Annotated in this window: 14 protein-coding genes; 7 read left to right on the forward strand and 7 right to left on the reverse strand. The window is 71.1% G+C overall.

The features are described from left to right. The gene (locus ABZ906_RS31070) at positions 1–987 is read left to right on the forward strand and encodes a DJ-1/PfpI family protein (protein WP_361388351.1); all 987 of its coding nucleotides are present in this window, start codon (positions 1–3) and stop codon (positions 985–987) included. Positions 988–991: 4 nt separating this feature from the next. On the opposite strand, the gene ABZ906_RS31075 is transcribed toward ABZ906_RS31070, so the two are convergent. The 3 genes from ABZ906_RS31075 to ABZ906_RS31085 form a co-directional block, all read right to left on the reverse strand. Continuing rightward, a complete protein-coding gene (locus tag ABZ906_RS31075) occupies positions 992–2,227 on the reverse strand; it encodes an MFS transporter (RefSeq protein ID WP_361388354.1) in 1,236 nt (411 codons plus the stop codon). An 85-nt stretch (positions 2,228–2,312) separates the two neighbouring features. Beyond that, on the reverse strand, positions 2,313–2,819 hold the full coding sequence (locus ABZ906_RS31080; RefSeq protein ID WP_361388357.1) for a GNAT family N-acetyltransferase: 507 nt from the start codon (positions 2,817–2,819) through the stop codon (positions 2,313–2,315). 55 nt (positions 2,820–2,874) lie between these two features. After that, the gene (locus tag ABZ906_RS31085) at positions 2,875–4,218 is read right to left on the reverse strand and encodes a M64 family metallopeptidase (protein ID WP_361388360.1); all 1,344 of its coding nucleotides are present in this window, start codon (positions 4,216–4,218) and stop codon (positions 2,875–2,877) included. 228 nt (positions 4,219–4,446) lie between these two features. On the opposite strand from ABZ906_RS31085, the gene ABZ906_RS31090 reads away from it, so the two are divergent. The 4 genes from ABZ906_RS31090 to ABZ906_RS31105 all read left to right on the forward strand — a co-directional run bounded on the left by ABZ906_RS31090 (position 4,447) and on the right by ABZ906_RS31105 (position 7,542). Next, positions 4,447–5,877: a helix-turn-helix transcriptional regulator gene (locus ABZ906_RS31090; protein WP_361388363.1), complete on the forward strand. Its 1,431-nt coding sequence runs from the start codon at positions 4,447–4,449 to the stop codon at positions 5,875–5,877. Between the two features lie 248 nt (positions 5,878–6,125). Continuing rightward, positions 6,126–6,611 carry a hypothetical protein gene (locus tag ABZ906_RS31095; RefSeq protein ID WP_361184687.1) on the forward strand — a complete coding sequence of 162 codons (486 nt, stop codon included), beginning with the start codon at positions 6,126–6,128 and terminating at the stop codon, positions 6,609–6,611. A gap of 92 nt (positions 6,612–6,703) precedes the next feature. After that, positions 6,704–7,087 (forward strand): hypothetical protein, encoded by a 384-nt coding sequence (locus ABZ906_RS31100; protein ID WP_361184684.1) that lies wholly within the window; start codon positions 6,704–6,706, stop codon positions 7,085–7,087. 65 nt (positions 7,088–7,152) lie between these two features. After that, on the forward strand, positions 7,153–7,542 hold the full coding sequence (locus ABZ906_RS31105; protein ID WP_361184682.1) for a PPOX class F420-dependent oxidoreductase: 390 nt from the start codon (positions 7,153–7,155) through the stop codon (positions 7,540–7,542). 30 nt (positions 7,543–7,572) lie between these two features. Here the strand turns inward: ABZ906_RS31105 and ABZ906_RS31110 are convergent, their stop codons facing one another. Together ABZ906_RS31110 and ABZ906_RS31115 are read right to left on the reverse strand one after the other, a co-directional pair. Then, positions 7,573–8,601, reverse strand: coding sequence for a tetratricopeptide repeat protein (locus tag ABZ906_RS31110; protein WP_361388366.1), 1,029 nt, complete (start codon positions 8,599–8,601; stop codon positions 7,573–7,575). Between the two features lie 177 nt (positions 8,602–8,778). Next, the gene (locus tag ABZ906_RS31115) at positions 8,779–9,972 is read right to left on the reverse strand and encodes a hypothetical protein (protein WP_361388369.1); all 1,194 of its coding nucleotides are present in this window, start codon (positions 9,970–9,972) and stop codon (positions 8,779–8,781) included. A gap of 368 nt (positions 9,973–10,340) precedes the next feature. On the opposite strand from ABZ906_RS31115, the gene ABZ906_RS31120 reads away from it, so the two are divergent. Further along, positions 10,341–12,584 carry an MMPL family transporter gene (locus ABZ906_RS31120; protein ID WP_361184677.1) on the forward strand — a complete coding sequence of 748 codons (2,244 nt, stop codon included), beginning with the start codon at positions 10,341–10,343 and terminating at the stop codon, positions 12,582–12,584. A 122-nt stretch (positions 12,585–12,706) separates the two neighbouring features. Here the strand turns inward: ABZ906_RS31120 and ABZ906_RS31125 are convergent, their stop codons facing one another. Together ABZ906_RS31125 and ABZ906_RS31130 are read right to left on the reverse strand one after the other, a co-directional pair. Continuing rightward, a complete protein-coding gene (locus ABZ906_RS31125) occupies positions 12,707–13,687 on the reverse strand; it encodes a DUF3048 domain-containing protein (protein ID WP_361184675.1) in 981 nt (326 codons plus the stop codon). Between the two features lie 182 nt (positions 13,688–13,869). Continuing rightward, complete coding sequence (locus ABZ906_RS31130) at positions 13,870–15,015, reverse strand: S1 family peptidase (RefSeq protein WP_361388372.1); 1,146 nt, start codon at positions 15,013–15,015, stop codon at positions 13,870–13,872. Positions 15,016–15,277: 262 nt separating this feature from the next. Between ABZ906_RS31130 and ABZ906_RS31135 the strand changes: the two genes are divergently transcribed. Next, entirely contained in the window at positions 15,278–17,542 is a 2,265-nt protein-coding gene (locus ABZ906_RS31135) for an excinuclease ABC subunit UvrA (protein WP_361388374.1), read from the forward strand. The last annotated feature ends 20 nt before the right edge of the window (positions 17,543–17,562 follow it).

The following is a 17,562-nucleotide window of genomic DNA, read 5'->3' on the forward strand; positions in this document are numbered from 1 at the left end:
GTGCCCGAACAGCCGGACGGACCCCGCCCCCACCACGTCTGCGTCCTCGCCTTCGACGGCGTACGCCTCCTCGATGTCGCGGCGCCCCTGGAGGTCTTCGACACCGCGGCCCGCTACACCGGCGGCCGTTACACCGTGCGGGTCTGCACCCCCGACGGGCGGGACGTCAGGACCTCCACAGGGCTGCGGATCGCGGCCGACCTGCCGGCGGCCGACGCGGGCGGCGCCGACACGCTCGTCGTCCCCGGCCACGCCGAGCTCGTCACGTTCGCCGAACGGCCCGACCTCGTCGCCCTCGTGGCCGAACTGGCCGGCGGGTCGGGGCGGGTGGCCGCCGTCTGCACCGGCGCGTTCGCCCTCGCCGCGGCGGGCCTGCTGCGCGGGCGCCGGGCGACGACGCACTGGGAGCACGCGGCGCGCCTTGCCCGGCTGTACCCCGAGATCACCGTCACGCCCGACGCCATCCACGTCCAGGACGGTCCCGTCCTCACCTCGGCCGGGGTCACCGCGGGTATCGACGTCTGCCTGGCGCTCGTGGAGCAGGACCACGGCCCCGACACCGCCCGGCGGGTCGCCCGTGACCTCGTGGTCTTCCTGCAGCGGCCCGGCGGACAGTCCCAGTTCTCGGCCGCCTCACGCACCCCGGCGACCAGCCATCCGGTGCTGCGCCCGCTCCTGGACGCCATCGCCGCCGACCCGGCGGCCGACCACCGGCTCGCGGTCCTCTCGGGGCGGGCCGCCGTGAGCCCCCGGCATCTGACCCGCCTGTTCACGCGGCAGCTCGGCACCACCCCGGCCGCGTACGTGGAGTCCCTCAGGCTCGAAGCCGCCCGCATGCTCCTCGAAAGCGGCGCGAGCGTCACCGACGCGGCCGGACGCAGCGGCCTGGGCAGCGACGAGACGCTGCGCAGGGCCTTCGCCCGCCACCTGGGGACGACACCGTCCGCGTACGCGGCACGCTTCCGCACGACACGGGCGGGTGCGTGAGCCCTCAGGCGTCCGCCGGAACACGGTGGTGGGCTGCCTCGCGCGTGCGCTCGGCCCACCGCACCGCGGGACCCGTCGCCAGGGCCGCCGCGAGGAACATCCCGCCCAGCAGCAGCCAGCCCGGAACGCCCCACACCACGAGCAGCGAGGTGAGCAGGAGCGGGCCGAGGGTGCGGGCGACGGGGATCCCGGTGCCGAAGAAGCCCTGATACTGGCCCACTTGATGGGCGGGCGCCAGGTCGAAGCCGATCTGCCAGGAGCCCGCGGACTGCTGCATCTCCGCGACGACCTGGAGCACCGCCCCCGCCACCAGGACCGCCACCGTCAACCACGGTTCGAGGCCCGCGGCCGAGAAGGCGAAGACCGCGCACGAGGCGAGCATGACGATGCCGGAGGCGCGGACCGCACGCGTGGCCGTGCGCGGTCCGCTGACGCCGCGGGCCATGCGGACCTGGAAGGCCATCACCGCAAGGGTGTTGAGGACGAAGAGCGCCGAGACAAGCCACCCCGGCGCGTTCGTCCGGTCCACCACCCACAGCGGAACGGCGAGGCTCAGCAGCGGCATCCGCAGCAGCAGGACCGCGTTGAGCGCGGTGATGACGGCGTACGGCCGGTCGCGGAGCACGGCAAGACGCGGCTCGCCCTTCCCGCGGGCCGCCGACTTCGCCACCGCCGGCAGCCGCAGCAGCACCACGGCGCAGAGCAGGAAACTGACCGCGTCCAGCGCGAAGACGCCCAGGTAGGCCGCGGGCGTGTCGTGGTGCAGGGCGAGGCCGCCGAGCGCGGCACCGACGGCGAGCCCGGCATTGAGCGTGGACTGCAGGTGGGCCAGTACTCCGGTACGCGCCGCGGGTGTCACGAGTCCCGCGAGCAGCGCCTGCCGTGCCGCGGCGAGCCCGCACTGGGCGACGGCGTACAGGCAGACCGCGAGGAGGAACGCGACGAAGGAGCGGATGAACAAGAAGGAGGCGACCGACGCGCTGGTGGCCAGGGCGAGCAGCACCGCCGCGCCGCGCGGCCCCCTCCGGTCGGCGAGCGCGCCCAGCGGCACACCCGCCACGGAGCCGATGGCCCAGGCGATCGTGAGCGCGAGCCCGATCTGGGTGGGGGAGAGGCCGACGACGCGGGTGAAGTACAGGGCCGACGTGACGTAGTAGGCGCTGTCGCCCAGTGAGTTGCTCAGCTGGGCGAGGGCGAGCACGCGCGGTGCTCCGGAGCGCGGCAGGATCTCGATCGGCACAATGCCCCCTCATCGTGCGGCCGGCGGGCCGCTTCTTCGCGGATGAGGGGAGGCTAACGAGGCAAGTGGTCCGGCCCGTGGGCCGTTAGCGGCTCGTGAGTGTGGGCCAATCTCCCGGCCGGCGCACCATGAAGACATCGACCGGGTCTTCGCTCTCGACGGTGAAACCGTGGCGCGCGTAGAGGCGTTGGGCCTGGCTGCCCTGGAGGACGTTCAGGCGCACGACGGCTCCCTCGGCGTCGGTCCGGTCGAGCAGCTCACGCAGCACGGCCGAGCCCAGGCCCCGGCCCTGGAGAGCGGGATCGAGGAAGAAGTGCTCGAGCCACTGCCCGTCCTGCGCCGACCGCAGGGCGACGCACCCCGCGAAGGCGCCGTCGACGACGATGACCCAGGTGTCGCCGGGTATGTAGGCGTCCCGCAGTCTCTGGCGCACCCGGTGCTCGTCGAACCGGCCGAGCCGCTCCAGATCCGGCCGCATCACGATCGCCCGCAGCTCGACGATGGTCTCCAGATCGGCGTGCCGCGCGGCCCGCAGCGCCCATCCGGGGAGGGGCGCCGCGGCCCGGCGCGACTGGTTCACGTGCGTGGTCATGGCCGAAGTATCCCCTGGTCACCGCCGGGCGGTGCGGGGCGGGTCCTTCGCTGCGTCAGCGCGTGACCTGCCAGCTGAGCGAGCCGGTCATCAGCTTCCGCAGCTCCGGGTCGCGGACCGCCTTGCTCGGGTCGGTGGCGCGTGCGGTGACGGTGTGCGCGCGGCCGTCCGCGGGTACACCGAGCGAGCCGGGGGTCACGCTGCTCGCGTCCCGCGCGCCGCGTACCTCGCGGCCGTCGACGTACCAGCGCACCCGCGCGTGGGAAGACGCCCGCACGCGCATCCGCTCGGTGCCGCTCACCTTCCGGTCGGTGGGTGTGACGCCGGTGAGGACGGGGGCGTGCTGGTGGAAGCCCGCGATCATCGCCTCACGTCCGGGCAGATTGAACTCGCGGCCGAGCGTCCGCATGATCGAGTCCTCGGTGGGGCGGTTGAGTCCGTGCCCGTGGTAGCCGCCGCCCTCGTACGCGCCGACCTTGCCGCCGTCGGGCGAGTCCTGGCCGAGCCAGCGGTGCCACTTCGTCTTCTGCGCGGCCATGTCGGCGGCGCTGAGCTTGCTGAGGTTGGACTCGCCGGGCTCGGGGCCGGTGTAGGTGCTCTCGTCGTACCAGTACTCGTCGGCGAGCTTGCCGAAGGAGTGGCCGGTCTCGTGGACGGCGACCTGGTCGGAGTCGGGATGGTCGGAAGAGGCGGTGCCTATGCCGTCGTACCCGGACGGCGAGCTGATGCCGTTGTAGCCCGCGCCGCCGTACTTGGTGGAGTTGCCGAGCACGATGACGAGATCGGGGTCGGCGGCCTTGCTCGCGTACGCCTCGACCTTGTTGGTGTCGACGCACAGCAGCCGCTCGATGCCGTCGCAGAAGAACGCCGAGTTCAGGGCGGTGTTCTTGCGGACGTCGCTCGTCGGGTCGCCCGAGACGCCGGACTGCTGCGAGTGCGCGTCGACGGCCCAGACGTTGAAGAGGTCCTCGTACTCGGCGTACGGCTGGACTGCGGCCATCTCCTTCCACTTCGTGCGCACGTCGGCGTGGAAGTCCTCCTGCTGCGACGCGGTGTACCCGTCGCCGATGAAGACGACGTCGACCTTGGTGTCGCTCGCTCCGGCCTCCACGATCGGCAGGACGTCCCCGTCGTTCTTGATCGTGGACTGCTCCTTCCTGGTGAGCGGCGAGGAGGCGGGGACCTCCGTACGGCGGGGGTGGCTGCCGGGTCCGGTGAAGTACTCGACCTCGACGTGGTCGGCGGAGCCGGCGCTCCCGGCGTTCGGGGCGGCCGGGGCGTGACCGTCGAGGCCCTGGCCCGCGGCGATCGGCGCGGTGGCGGCGAGCGCCGCCGTCAGGACGACACCGATGGCCACGGTGAGACGCGTGCGGGATATGTGGGATGCGTGTCTACGCATGGAAGATCTCCCGGAGGTCTGCGCGGAGGGCCGGAGGGGACGGCAAGTCCGCGACATAAGTGGGGGGTTAAGGGAGCTTAAGGCGCGGTTCAATGTAGGGGCTGCGGGGAAGCCAGGCAATGCCCGAGGCGCAAGGGGAAGCAGAGAAAGCCGGGTTCAGGCCATTCGACTGCCAACGACCGCGCCTGGACGGCCTGTTGGGCTCGGCTCGGACCGGGAGAGGAAGAGATGACGGAGAGCGGATCTGGGACCGGGCGGCTCGACGATCCCGCGGCGATCGGACGCCGCGTCCTGCGGCTGCGCACGGAACGCGGCCTGACGCAGCGGCAGTTGGCCGAACCCGCGTACACCCCCGCGTACGTCTCCACCCTGGAGTCGGGCAAGGTGAGACCCTCCGAGGCCGCCCTGCGGCACCTGGCCGACCGCCTCGGCGTCACTCCCGAAGAGCTTGCGACGGGCCGCCCCGCCCGGCTCGCCGCCGAGCTGCGCCTGCGTCTGACCGACGCACGGCGCGCCCTGGCCACCGGAGACCCCGAAGATGCCGCCGCTCTCTTCCGCGCCCTGTGCGCCGAAGCCGTCGAGCACGCGCTGCCCGGGGAGCAGGCTGCCGCGCTCCTCGGGCTCGGCGAATGCCTCCTGGAGTCCGGTGATCTCGACGAGGCGCACGAGTGCTTCGCCTCGGTGGAGCGGCTGCTCGCCGACGAGCCGCTGCCCCGCCGTGTACCCGCCATCCGCGGCCGCGCCAACGCGCACCGCCTCACGGGTGAACTCCGTTACGCCTGCCATCTCCTGGAGACCGCTCTCGACCAGCTCAACGCCTCGGGCCTGCACGACCCCGACGCGCTGCTCCTGCTGTACTCGGCGTCCATCGCCCCGTACATGGACATGGGCGCACCGGAGCGCGCCGCGCACGCCGCCGAACTCGCCCTCGCGCTCGCGCCCCGCGTGGACGATCCGGCGCTGCTCGCCGGGATGCACCGCGGGGTGGCCCGCACACTCATCGCCCGCGGGCGTATCGCCGAGGCCGACGCGTCGCTCGCCAGAGCCCAGGAGCTCTACCGGCAGCTGCACATCCGCACCGAACTCGCCCACTGCCACTGGATGCGCGGCTATGTGCACGCGCAGAACGGCGACCTGGAACGCGCCGAGAGCGAACTGCGCACCGCACACGACATGCTCACGGCCAAGCGGGCCGCGCTGTTCGCCGCGCAGGTCGAGGTGGAACTGGCGGACGTGCTGCGCCGGCGCGGCAGGGCCGGGGAGGCCGAGGCCCTCCTGAGACCACTGCTGGCCGACGAGGCAGCCGGACCTGCCGGACCCGCCGGACCCGCAGGACTCGAAGGTCCCGCGGGGGCCCCGGCGCTGCGGGCCGGGCGCGGTGCGGTGCACGTGGGCGCCGCGCACCGGCTGCTCGGTCTCATCGCGGAGGAGTGCGGTGACACCAAGGCCGCCGAGGAGCACTACCGCGCCGGGCTGCCGCTGCTCGAACGCGCGGGTGCGGCCGGGGACGTGGCCGGCCTGTGCTGCCTCCTCGGTGATCTGCTCCGGCGCACGGGCCGGACGGAGGCCGCGCTCGACGCCTACCGCACCGGCCTCGCCCACCGGACCACCCCGGGCACGACGACGCTGGGACCCGCGCCCGCGCCGCCGCCGATGTGAAGGACGCCGATGACCTGGTCACAAGGCCGAGCGCGGAAGTCCTAATTCCGTTCGACTGAGCGATTGTCCGGCTTTTGTCACGGTGCCGTGCACTCACGCAACTGATGTCATCTCATGTCCCTCCGCCTGCTAAAAATACGGGCGTCACAGGGACGAGTACCGCCTTGTGCGAACGCATCGCACCATGTCGAAAGTTGGCCCGGCAGGGCCGCAGGGGGAAAGGCAACAGCCTGATGAAGCACGCACGCATGACCACCGCAGTACTGGCCACGGCAGGGGCGCTCACCGCCGCTCAGCTCGGCCTCGCCGGCTCCGCTTCCGCCGCGGACGGACCGAAGGCGCCCAAGGCGTCGACCGCGTCGGCGCAGAGCTCCGGCTGCCCGATCGACATCGTCTACACCTCCCGTTTCCACATCGGATCGGGCGGCTGGGTGACGGGCGACGGCCTCTACTTCGGCCTCAAGAACAAGAGCACCAAGACGTTCAAGAAGGTCACCTTCACCGTCAGCAACGTCAAGAACGTCCGCTTCGGCACGGCGAAGGCGAAGGGCGGCAAGGTCACGCACAAGACCTCGAAGACCGTCTCCGTCTACGACAAGAGCCTGGCGGGCAAGGCCAGCCTCGGGGTCCGGGTCGAGTCGCGGCTGCTGAACACCAGGTCCTACAAGGTGAAGTTCAAGGTCCACGGCAACGGCTGGAACTGCGCCGTGAACCAGGGCACGTGGGGCGCCTGACCGGCACACCCCCGCACGGCCCAAGCCTCCGGGGCCCGGATCCTTCCGGGCCCCGGAGGCTTTACGGGCCCCGGAGGCGTTACGGTCTGCTGATGCCCCGCAATGACAAGAAGCCCCGGCGCCTCGTCGTCGACGGGCAGGTCTTCCTCTGGTCCGTGGGCCATTCCCACCGCGTACCGGTCGAGGGAGGTTACGAAGACTGCTGCGAGGTCCTCTCGATCCGGCTGTCCGGAACACGGGGGCGGTTGCGCATCCTCTTCCGGGAGGGCGCGGGCAAGCTCGTGCCCGACGGCTTCCTCCACTCCGGGGCGGTGGGCATCGCGGAGGGCAGTCGCTTTTTGAACCTGCACGAGCCCGGCACCGCGCGGGCCCTGCTCGACGCGGCGACGGCCCGCGGGTGGCGTCCCGATGACCCCGCGGTGCGGGAGACGGACGGCTGGGACCTGTTCGAGGCCGTGGCCGGCCGTCACCAGTAGCGTCCGCACCGTAGGCTGATCGAATTCGAGTCAGCACGCATCAGGACGACGTCTGGAGCAGTCAGGTGGACGAGGCAGCGCAAGCGGAGCTCGGCGCCGGAAAGTATCTGCTGGTCACCAGCTACCGCAAGAGCGGCACCCCGGTGCCGACCCCTGTCTGGGTCGTCGAGGACGGCGCCGCGCTCGGTGTCTGGACGCCCGCGGACTCCTGGAAGGTCAAGCGGATCCGCAACCGCGCCGACGTCCTGGTCGGCCCCTGCGACGTGCGGGGCAACCCGACCGGCGAGCAGATCCCCGCCACCGCCGAGATCTGCGATCCGCAGACGACGGCGCGATACCGCACCCTCATCGCGCGCAAGTACGGCGTGGTCGGCCGTCTCACCCTGTTCGGCAGCAAGCTCCGGCGCGGCACCGGCGGGACCGTGGGCATCCGCATCACACCGACGGCCGGGTGACGCCCCCGCGTCACGTCACATGACGTCACGTCACGTCATGCTCGGCTCGGCATCCATCTCCTGCCGGAACGCGATGACCCCGTCCCGTGCGCCCCGCAGTCCGATGCGCGCGAAGTCCTCTTCCAGCTCGGCCAGTTCGGCCAGCGTCTCGCTGCGGTCGCGGCCCAGGCGGGCGCGCGATTTGGCAAGGCCGAGCCGGGACAGGGCCACACCGCGCGGCTCCCGCATGCCGTCGAACTCCTCCAGGGCGACGGCGTACATCTCGCGCGCCGCCTCGTAACGCCCGTCCCGGTACAGGACGTTGCCGCGCATCTTGTGGTTGTAGGCGAGCGCACCGGCCAGGTCCATGGCCCGGCAGATGACCTCCGCCTCCGTGAGCAGCGCGAGCGCCTGTTCCGCCTCGCCCCGCAGCGAGCGGACGTCGGCGACCCCGCGCAGCGACCAGGCACGCCCCCGTGCGTCGTGTGCGTCGGTCGCGATCCGGACGCACTCCTCGAACAGCTCGAGCGCCTCGGCGTAGTCCCCGGTGTTCCGCCGCATCTGGGCGATGCCGGACATCGCCCACACCATGTGCCGCGCTTCCCCGTGCTCGCGGCCCTGTTCGAGCAGCTGCTCGTGGAGTGCGGCCACCGCCGCGTAGTCCCCCTGGATGCGGCCGGTCTCGGCGAGCCCGGCGAGCGCGTAGCCGTGCGCGAGCCGTTCCCCGCTGCCGGCGGCCAGCTCCACTCCCCAGGAGAGCAGCCGCCGGGCGAGCCGCAGCTGGCCGCACTGGCGGGCGAGCGTACCGCCGCTCCACAGCGCCCAGGCCATGGCGCCCGCTTCCCCCGCGACGCGTGCGCTGCGATAGCTCTGCCGCCAGGCGGTGCCCGCGTCGTCCACCTGGCCGAGCCGCCGGTTGGCCTCGGCCAGGGCGAGCCCGGCCCGCGCCCTCTCCAGTGCGGTGTCCGCCTCGGAAAGGGCGCGGCCCGCCGCCGAAAGCACCTCCTCGTAGGAGGAGTTCACCCCGAGTGCCGCCCCCAGCTCGCCCTGGTATTCGGGCGCGAATGCCTTGCCGTGCATAGATCCATGACCTCTCGATCAACTCCGTACGCCGGTCTCCGTACGTTGATCAAGAAGTTACGAGCGGGGCGGGGTGCGGCGAATCCCTCCGCGTATGGGTCATTCCGTACGACTCAAGGGCTACGGACGAGTCCATGGTCATCATCGGGATGTACGGGGAGGGAGACCCGGCGATCGTCAGCCGCGCTCCGGGGCGGTGGCCTCGGAACCGGTGGAGCCCGCGGTCGCCGCCTGGAGCGCCGTGATGCACGCGGCGATCGACTGCTGCAGATCCTCCAGGCGCCGCACCATGTCGTCCTCGTAGAAGTCGGCGTCGTCGGCGTCGTCGAAGGTCAGCTCCTCGAAGACCTTCGTCGCCTTCTGCAGACTGCTGTAGAACTTCGCGCGCCGCTCCTGCACCCGCAGCTGCGGGTCGCTCTGGACGGTCTGGGCGACCAGGTCCTTCACGGTGTCGTACGCCTCGCGGGCCCACTCGCCGGAGTCCTCGCCCTCGTCCAGCTCGTCGATGAGGGACAGATGGCGCTCGGCCTCCTCCTTCAGCTCCGCCGAAGCCTCGATGAGTTGGCCCGCGGGCGTCTTGACCTGCCCCTTGTCGACGATCTGGCGTACGTAGTCGACGCGGTCGCCCGCCTTGGCCTCGGCCGCGACCGCCTTCTTGAGGTCGTCGGTGCGGACGATGTCGCGCACGAGCCCGGTGCGCAGCGCCGGGTCCTCGTCGAGCCGGTCCATCAGCGCGCGCCGCGCCGCCTCGGCGGTCGTGGGGTCGGCGAGGATCGCGGCCCGCAGCGCGGTGGGGTTCTCGGCGACCTCGAGGGCCTTGGTCGGGCGGATGCCCTCGGCCTCGGCGGCCTCCGTGATCGCGGTGCCGCGGGGAGTGAGGGCGCTGGAGCGCGAGGCGTAGTACGTCAGCCAGACGTCGGAGTCGGGCAGCTCGATGTCCTCGCCGGGCGCCAGGGCCTCGAAGTGGGGCACAAGACCGTCGTCGGCGGCCTTGTCCCACGCCTTGTAGTACCGCATGACGCGCTCGGCCGAGCAGCCCGCCAACTCGCTGAACTCCTTCGCCGAGACCTTCGGCGTCTCCTCGGCGCCCTGCCCGCCGGGGCGCACGCTGCGCGCGACCATCAGGGCGAAGGTCCAGCCGCCGGTGCGGGCGTACGCACCGAAGTCGCGGGCGTCGCGGGCCACCGACTCGGGCACGCCGTCCGACGGGACCGGCGCGGGGCTGTCCGAGGCGCCGGCGTCCGAGACGGGGGCATCCGAGGCGTCGGCGTCCGTCGGAACCGCCGAGGGGGCGTCCGCCGGGGTGGCCTCGGACGGGTCGGCGGCCTCGGGCGATTCGGCGGCTTCAGACGGCGCGGTGGCAAGAGTCACGAAGGTTCTCCTGGATGGTGATGACAAGTATCTGAGAGCTGACTCGACACCTTATCTCTCCTATTGAGGTGATATGAGGGCGAGTTGTTCTGCGGTGAACAGGTGCCCCACGGTACGGAGGTGAAGCCTCCGGTGATCAAGGGCGCGATGTGGGGTCTACACATCCTGACCACATCTCCTCCCGGAGGATGACCCGGCGCGCGCGGCAGTACAGCGCCCGTGGGTTCAGAGTCCGGCTCTGAGTCTGACTTCCGGGACGGCGGGGCCCCGGACTATTGAAAGGAAATCTGCTGACCGCCCTGACGTGCGCTGATCGTGCCGCGGGGGGTGTCACCCTGCCTGCCGAAACCGACGGGAGCCCCTTCGCCGTGGCTACGTTCCTCTACAAACTGGGCCGCCTCGCCTTCCGGCGACGCCGCTATGTGGCACTGATGTGGGTGGTGCTGCTGGCCGGCGTCGGCTTCTCCGCGTCGGCCGCCCCCGCACCGCCGGAAGACTCCTTCTCCATGCCGGGCACGGAGTCCCAGAAGGCCTTCGACCTCCTCGACGAGAAGTTCCCGGCGGCCAGCGCCGAGGGCGCCACGGCCCGGGTCGTCATCCGCGCCCCCGAGGGCGACAAGCTGACGGAATCAGGCCCCAAGGCCGACGTCGAGAAGCTGGTCAAGACGCTGGGCGCGGGCTCGCAGGTCGCCGAGGTCGCCGACCCCTTCAAGGCCAAGGCGGTCAGCAAGGACGGCACCACCGCGTACGCGTCCGTCACGTACAAGGTCGCCGCCCAGGAGCTGACCGACAAGTCACGTGACGCGCTGACCAAGGCCACCGACGACACCCGCAAGGATGGCTACACCGTCGAGACCGGCGGCGACGCCGTCATGGCCGAGCAGGAGATGGGCGGCTCCGCCGAACTCATCGGCATCGCGGTCTCCGCGGTCGTCCTGATCATCACCTTCGGTTCGATGGTCGCCGCGGGCATGCCGCTCCTGACCGCCATCATCGGCGTGGGCATCGGCGTCTCGGGCATCGCGGCCCTCGGCAGCCTCCTCGACCTCTCCGGCACGACCTCCACGCTCGCGATGATGATCGGCCTCGCCGTCGGCATCGACTACGCCCTGTTCATCGTCTCCCGCTACCGGGCGGAGATCGCCGACGGCCGGGAGCCGGAGGAGGCGGCGGGCCGCGCCACCGGGACCGCCGGATCCGCCGTGGTGTTCGCCGGACTCACCGTCATCGTCGCGCTCTCGGGCCTCGCGATCGTCAACATCCCGATCCTCACCAAGATGGGCCTGGCCGCGGCCGGCACGGTCGCGATAGCCGTGCTCATCGCCCTCACCATGATCCCCGCGCTGCTCGGCTTCGCGGGCAAGAAGGTGCTGCGCCGCAAGGACCGCAAGAAGCCCGTCAGCGAGCTGCGGGACGAGAATGCCAAGCCGAAGCTGGGCACCCGCTGGGCACGCTTCGTGCTGCGCCGCCCGGTCCCGGTCCTGCTGCTCGCCGTGGTGGGCCTGGGCGCGGTCGCCGTACCGGCCACCAGCCTGGAGCTCGGCCTGCCCGACGAGGGCACGTCGGCGCCGGACACCACGCAGCGCAAGGCGTACGACATGCTGTCCGAGTCCTTCGGCGCCGGCTTCAACGGCCCGCTGATGGTCACCGTCGACACCGACAAGGACAAGGGCGCCGCCGCGGCGGCCGGCACGGTCGGCGAGGAGATCGCCAAGATCGACGGCGTCGCCGCGGTCACACCGGCGAACGGCAACAAGTCCGACGACACCGCGATCTTCAACGTCGTACCGAAGACCGGTCCCAGCGACCACAAGACCGAGGGCGTGGTCAAGGAGATCCGCTCCACGGTCGACGGTCTGGGCGACAAGACGGGCTCCGAAGTCCTGGTCACCGGTGCGACCGCCATGACCATCGACTTCTCGCAGACCCTGGACGACGCGCTCCTGCCCTACCTGGGACTCGTCGTCGGCCTGGCCTTCCTGCTCCTGATGCTGGTCTTCCGCTCGGTCCTCGTCCCGCTCAAGGCGGCGCTCGGCTTCCTCCTTTCGGTGGCCGCCGCGCTCGGCGCCGTCGTCGCGGTCTTCCAGTGGGGCTGGCTCGCCGACATCGTCGGCGTGGACCAGCCGGGCCCGATCATGAGCATGATGCCGATCTTCATGATCGGCGTGGTCTTCGGTCTCGCGATGGACTACGAGGTCTTCCTCGTGACCCGCATGCGTGAGGCCTACGTCCACGGGGCGCGCCCCGGCGAGGCCGTCGTCACCGGCTTCACGCACGGCGGACGGGTCGTCGCCGCCGCGGCGGTCATCATGATCAGCGTCTTCTCCGGCTTCATCATGGAGAACGACGACATGATCAAGATGATGGGCTTCGGTCTGGCCATCGCCGTCCTCTTCGACGCCTTCGTCGTCCGCATGGCGATCGTCCCGGCCGTGCTCGCCCTGCTCGGCAAGAAGGCGTGGTGGCTGCCGAAGTGGCTGGACCGCGCGCTGCCGAACGTCGACGTGGAGGGCGAGAAGCTGCACAAGCAGCTCGGCGACTTCCCGACGGCTCGCCAGGACGACCGGGACGACCAAGACACGGACCGGGAGCTGGAGCCCGTACGCGGCTGAGCCCCTGACGCTACGTCAGGCATGATGCTCCGTCAGGCATGAACCCCGTCAGCCCGGTGACCGACCATGGTCACCGGGCTGACGCCTGTCCGGCCAGCTGTCGCGGCTGTCGCCGGGGCGGCTCAGCGGTCCGCGAAGACCATCCAGACCTGGCCGGGCGCGAAGGGCATCGGCCGGCCGTCGGCGCGCGTGAAAGTCGTGCCGTCCTCGGCGCTCGACCGCTTCCAGCGGGTCTTGTACGCCTTGCCGCCCCGCAGCACGGTCGCCCGTCCGCTGCCGACCGTCTTGATGTACGGGGTCGCCGCGCCGTTGACGTCCTTGTAGCGCGACGGCGGCATGTCCACGTGCTGGATCACGACCGTCCGCGCGCCGAGCCGCGCCCCCGAGGAGCTGCGGGCCGGGGCCCCGTCGAAGGACACGAGCCAGCGGCGCTCGCCGGACGACCAGCGGAAGGTGTGGCTGGCCCCGGAGTAGCGGACGGTCCGCGCCGCGGTGGGGGTGCCGCCGGCCGGGGCCGGGCCGAAGCGGAAGCCGATGTCGCCGGGGTGGCTGGCCTTGGGGGCCGTGCGCAGGGCGGACTCGGGGCGGACGAAGAGATTGTGCGGGGCGGGGCGGTTGCCGCTGCGGAAGTAGGCGCCGGGGAAGCGGCCGAACGGGCGCGCGTACAGCGGTGCTTCCTTGAGCACCTTGTTGAGCGAGGTGCGCACACCCGAGTAGGCGAGGGCCGGGCGCCCGAACTGGCGCAGCAGTTCGATGTCGGACTCCCGTGCGCTGCGCACCGGGCCGACGGCCCGGGGCAGGCGGCTCGAATACACCCCCATCAGGCGGCTCATGCCGCCCTCGACCTTCTCCACATAGACGATGTCCGCCTGCGCGAGACCGTGGTGCGGGCGAGCCCTCGGCGCGTTGTCGAACTTCACCGCGAGCACCGGGCCCTTCTGTGCCGCGCGGCCGGTGAAGGGTGACCGGTCGCCCGGTGGTGCGGTGTCCGCCGGTGTGCTTTCATGCGCGGCCCCCATGGTGAGCGCGCCCACGGCGAGCGTGGCGAGGAGTCTGGTGCCGATGCGGGTGCGGCGCCTGGTTCCGGCAGACCCTGCTGTCATCGCGGTGCTCCGTTCGTCCCGAACACGCGGTTGCGGGACCAGTCGTTCCTGGCAGTGGCAGCCGCAGTCCTTCCTCCGGTGCGCCGGCGGTGAACCGCCATAGGGCCATCCAGCCGCCAGGACTCACCACGGCGGCGTACGCGCCGGGCCCTCCCGCGGGTCCGGCGCGCATTCCGTGGCGATCAGGCGGTGTGCAGGGTGAGGCCGTAGCGGTTGAGGATCTCGTTGATCGGCTGGTACCAGGTCTCGCCGCCGCCGCTGCAGTTGCCCCAGCCGCCGGAGGTGACGCCCTGGGCCTGGTCACCGCTGATGAACGAGCCGCCGGAGTCGCCGCCTTCGGCGCACACGCTGGTCTTGGTCATCTGGTGGACGGCGCCCTGGCTGTAGTTCACGGTCTCGTTCTTGGCGAGCACGTTGCCGCAGTGCCAGTGCGTGGTGGAACCGGAGCGGCAGATCGAGGCGCCGATCGGTGCCTCGTTGGAGCCGCGGACGAGCTGGTCGGAGACGGTGCCCCAGCCGAGGACCACCGGGACGGTCCACCAGCCGTTGCCCACGCTGACCCAGGCGTAGTCGTTGTCGGGGAACGAAGAGCCCCGGAAGTTGCCGATGGCCGAGTTGTCCCAGCCGCGCACGGCGGCGCCGGTCTGCCCGCAGTGGCCCGCGGTGACGAACCCTCCGTGCACCGAGAAGCCGATGGAACAGCGGACGTTGCCGGTGTAGTAGGGGTCGCCGCCGACGGTTCCGGCGGCGAAGGTGCTGGGGGCCTTGTCGACCGTCGCGACCTGGACGGGGCCCGCCTTACGGGCGCGGTCGACGAAGCGTTGGACATCGTTGTCGTTCTGCTGAGCAGCGACGACGTTCACCACGACCTTGTTGCTGCGCGGCGCGACGTGCCAGCTGCTGACGCCCTTGGGCGCGGACAGATCGTCGATGCGTGCCTTGACCGCGTTCAGTTCCTTCTCGCTGTGGCGGACCACGCGGACGGTGGCGCCGGTCTCGCGCAGGGCCTCGGACTTGGCCGCGCTGGTGGTGGCGACGGTCAGCTTGCCGGTCTTCGCGTCGTACCAGGAGCCGGCGTACGTCGATCCGGCGGCCCGCTGTGCCGCGCGGTCGACGCGTATCGCGGTCTTCTCGGAGGCGAGGCGCTCGCGTGCCTGGCCCTCGGTGAGCCCGAAGTCGTCCTGCATGGCGGTGAGCATGCCCGCGGAGGCAGGGGCGGGGGTGGGTGCGGGGGCGGCGCCGGCGGTGGAGGTGAGCGAGGCGCTTGCCCAGGTGCCGACCAGGAGCATCGAGGAGAAGGCGATGCGGACTCCGGTTCTGCGTCTCATGGCAGTGCCCTTTCTGTCGTTCCATCGGGGTGGGGAGGAACAGGGTGATGAGAGCGCTCTCACGTTGAGTTCAGGCGGAGCATAAGAGCGGCCCGGCGGTCATGTCCATACCAACTAAGCGCCAACGGCAGGCAATTGGTGTCGGAAAATTGATGCCGGTCCGGGACTGGGTACGGTGTACGCGTACGACTGGGTACGGTGTACGCTTTTCCTTCGGTCCGGTTCAGTCCGGTTTCAGTCCGGTTCAGGCCAAGGAGCATCAGTGACGGTCACACCCGCCGACAGCCACCACGTGATTCAGGTACGAGGCGCCCGCGAGAACAACTTGCGGAACGTCTCGCTCGACATCCCCAAGCGGCGGCTCACCGTCTTCACCGGGGTCTCGGGCTCCGGGAAGTCCTCGCTCGTCTTCGGCACCATCGCCGCCGAGTCGCAGCGGCTCATCAACGAGACGTACACCGCGTTCATCCAGTCGTTCATGCCGAGTCAGGGCCGCCCCGACGTGGACGGGCTGCGCAATCTCAGCGCGGCGATCGTCGTCGACCAGGAGCGGATGGGCGCCAACTCACGCTCCACGGTGGGCACCGCCACCGACGCCTCCACCATGCTCAGGATCATCTTCAGCCGCCTCGGGGTACCGTCCGTCGGGACGTCGGGCGCCTTCAGCTTCAACCTGCCCGAAGGCATGTGCCCCCAGTGCGAGGGCACCGGCGAGGCCTCCACGGTCGACGTCGACCGGCTCGTGGACCGCGAGCTCTCGCTGAACGAGGGGGCGATCACCGTGCCGTACTACGCGGTGGACTCCTGGAGCTGGCAGATCATGGTCAACTCCGGCTTCCACGACCCGGACAAGAAGCTGAAGGACTACACCGAGCAGGAGTGGGCCGACCTCCTGCACAAGGCCCCGACCAAGGTGAAGGTGGGCTCGAACGGCTTCACGTACGAGGGCCTGATAGCCAAGATGCAGCGGACCTGGCTCGCCAAGGACCGCGACTCCCTGCAATCCCACATCAAGGCCTTCGTGGACCGGGCCGTGGTCTTCGCCCGGTGCCCGCTCTGCGAGGGCACCCGCCTGACCGCCGCAGCGCTGTCGTCGAGGATCGACGGCCAAAACATCGCCGACTGCTCGTCGATGCAGATCAGCGATCTCGCCGCGTTCGTGCGCGGCCTCGACGACCCGGCCGTCGCGCCGCTGATCGCGAGCCTGCGCGAACTGCTCGAATCCCTTGTCGAGATCGGCCTCGGCTATCTGAGCCTGGACCGCACATCGGGCTCGCTCTCCGGCGGCGAGGCACAGCGCGTGAAGATGGTGCGCCACCTCGGCTCCAGCATCACCGACGTGACATACGTCTTCGACGAACCGACCATCGGCCTGCACCCGCACGACATCCGGCGCATGAACGACCTGCTCCTTCGCCTTCGCGACAAGGGCAACACGGTGCTCGTCGTGGAGCACAAGCCCGAGGTCATCGCGATCGCCGACCACGTGGTGGACCTCGGCCCCGCGGCCGGTACGGCGGGCGGGCAGATCTGCTTCACCGGCGACGTGGCGGGGCTGCGCGCGTCGGGCACGCTGACCGGACGGCATCTGGAACACCGGGCCCGGCTGCGCGAGCAGGTGCGCGTGCCCAAGGGGCAGCTGTCCATCAAAGGCGCCGACCGGCACAACCTCAAGGACGTCGAGGTCGACGTCCCGCTCGGGGTGCTCGCCGTGGTCACCGGCGTCGCGGGCTCCGGCAAGAGCTCGCTGATCCACGGCTACCTCTCCGGGCAGGAGGGCGTGGTCGTCGCCGACCAGTCGCCGATCCGCGGCTCGCGCCGCTCGAACCCGGCGACCTACACCGGGCTGCTCGGCCCGATCCGTACCGCGTTCGCCAAGGCCAACGGCGTCAAGGCGGCCCTGTTCAGCGCGAACTCCGAGGGCGCCTGCCCCAAGTGCAACGGCATCGGGCTCATCTACACCGACCTGGCGATGATGCCCGGGGTGGCGTCGGTCTGCGAGGCGTGCGAGGGCGAGCGGTTCACCGCGGAGGTCCTGGCCTACCGGCTGCGCGGCAAGAACATCAGCGAGGTCCTCGGTATGTCCGTCGCCGAGGCGCTCGCCTTCTTCCCCGCGGGCCAGGCGCACACCATCCTCGGCCGCCTCAGTGACGTCGGGCTCGGCTATCTGCGGCTCGGACAGCCCCTGAACACCCTCTCCGGCGGTGAGCGCCAGCGCCTCAAGCTCGCCATCCACATGGCCGAGAAGTCGTCGACGTACGTCCTGGACGAACCGACGACCGGACTGCACCTGGCCGACGTGGACAAGCTGCTCGCGCTGCTCGACCGGCTCGTCGACGACGGCAACTCGGTGGTCGTCATCGAGCACCACCAGGCGGTGATGGCACACGCCGACTGGATCATCGACCTGGGGCCCGGCGGCGGGCACGACGGCGGGCAGGTGGTGTTCACCGGCACGCCCGCGACCCTGGTGGCCGAGGCGCGGACCGTGACGGCGCGGCATCTGCGGGAGTACGTCGCCGGCTGAGGCAGGCCGGAGCCGTAAGC

The organism is Streptomyces sp. NPDC046925, from assembly GCF_040644915.1.
In the GTDB taxonomy this organism is placed as follows: Bacteria; Actinomycetota; Actinomycetes; order Streptomycetales; family Streptomycetaceae; genus Streptomyces.